Here is a 1,841-nt window from a genome sequence, read left to right as displayed (position 1 = left end):
CCCGGTTCAGAATCGATGATGGTGATTTGGGTGACGGGCTGGTTGTCGGCTCGGATCTGTGTCATGGAGACCTCGCTGGATTGGCGGTTGGATGGGCTGGCCGAGCTTGGGAATTAATGCCAAGTAGTCTCTCGGCCGCCACGCAGAACGCATGCTCTCGGTTCATCGGCGCGACGTAATCGAGCCGGTTGAAGTAGTGACATGATCCCATTGCTGGTTTCGGCCAGCGTGCGATGAAGCGCTCGTTTGTCACAGCGGATCGCCAGCGCCAGATGCGATACGCAGAGCGGCAGGGCCGAATCGAACAGAGGCGACCGGAGAAATTCGATCGCCTCTTTCATTTCCGGCCTTAGTGTCGGTCCACAAAGAAGTTGAATGATATGAATCGTTTGTGATTCCATGCAGTTGAGTTGATTCGATGAGGGCATGGAAGCGATGTGGAGAGCTATGACGGATTTTGGGTGACGGGGTAGATCAAGCGGCGCTTTGCGGCTTCATTTCGATGACCTCGATCCCATCCTGGAATCTGGCACCTGCGAGCAGTTTCGGCAACTGATTTTGTCCCTTCAATCGACGCCAGGATTTGGCGGCGGCCATGACGAGCTTGAAGACCATCAGCCTGGCGGTCTTCGACGACAGGGAGCCCTTCGTGCGCACCGTTCGGTGGCGAACGGTGGCAAAGACGCTCTCGATCGGATTCGACGTTCGCAGATGATCCCAGTGTTCGGCGGGGAAGTCGTAGAACGCCAGCAACGTCTCGCGATCCTTCGTCAGGCAGTCGACCGCCTTGTCGTACTTCACGCCGTATTTCTCGGTGAACACATCGATCGCCATTTCGGCTGCTGACCGTGTCGGCGCGCCGTAAATCTCGCGCAAATCCGTCTTCATGTTGACCTGCACCGAGAGCGGCACCTTGTTCAGGACGTTGGCTGTCTTGTGCACCCAGCAGCGTTGGTGCCTGGTGCCGGGAAAGACCTCGTCGAGCGCCCTCCAGAAGCCGAGCGCGCCATCGCCGACGGCAATATCGGGCGCGATCTTCAGGCCACGCCGCTTCACGTCGACCAGCAACTCGCGCCAGCTCTGCGCGCTCTCGCGAACGCCGGTCTGGAAACCGACGAGTTCTTTCCTGCCCTCGGGCGTGGCGCCGATCAGGACCAGCATGCATTCGGCTTGGTCTTCCATGCGCGCCTGCAGGTAAACCCCGTCCGCCCACACATAGACATAGCGCCGCGCCGAAAGATCGCGCTTTTGCCAACGCTCGTAGTCGGCGTTCCACTCCGCCGTCAGCCGCGTGATCACCGAGGGTGAAAGGTTCCGCGCGTCCTTGCCCATAAGCGCGCTCAGCGCTTCCTGGAAATCCCCTGTCGAAACGCCGCGCAGGTAGAGAACGGGAAGCAGCGCATCCAGACTTCGCGTCCGACGCGCCCATTTCGGCAGGATCGATGAGGAGAACCGGACCCGATCAACCTCGCCATTCGCGCCGCGATCCCGGATCTTCACCCGGCTGACTGGCACCGGCCCGATGCCCGTCTGGATGCTCCGTTCCGGGCCGTGACCATGCCGGACAATCCGGTCACGGCCATCGGCAAGCTTGAGATCCCGCATCTCGGCAAGAAACGTCTCGGCCTCGATCTCGATCGCCTGCGCCAGCAATTTGCGCGCCCCGGTGCGAAGCACATCCGTCAGTGGATCATCAAACTCGTCAGGCTGACGAAGGCGAACAATGTTGATAGTCTCGTTCATGGCGTATCGCTCTCCTCGAGAGGTTCTGGCAGGCTTCATCACCCGCCTCGATACGCCGCTCTCCTCAAACCGTCATCACCCAGTTTCCACCATAGCTC

At 60.0% G+C, this 1,841-nt stretch carries 1 protein-coding gene; it reads right to left on the bottom strand.

What is annotated here, in order from left to right; genetic code table 11:
* Positions 1 to 474 precede the first annotated feature (474 nt).
* Complete coding sequence (locus G6N73_RS35445) at positions 475 to 1,743, bottom strand: IS256 family transposase (RefSeq protein ID WP_165034504.1); 1,269 nt, start codon at positions 1,741 to 1,743, stop codon at positions 475 to 477.
* Between the last annotated feature and the right edge of the window lie 98 nt (positions 1,744 to 1,841).

This window comes from Allomesorhizobium camelthorni, assembly GCF_011045125.1.
GTDB classification, from domain to species: Bacteria; Pseudomonadota; Alphaproteobacteria; order Rhizobiales; family Rhizobiaceae; genus Allomesorhizobium; species Allomesorhizobium camelthorni.
The sequence above is the reverse complement of the archived record's forward strand: the minus strand, read 5'-3'. Positions and strand labels throughout refer to the sequence as shown.

Coding starts and splice junctions, on each gene's coding strand:
- G6N73_RS35445 (WP_165034504.1), bottom strand. CDS start 1,743: ATGAACGAGACTATCAACATTGTTCGCCTTCGTCAGCCTGACGAGTTT.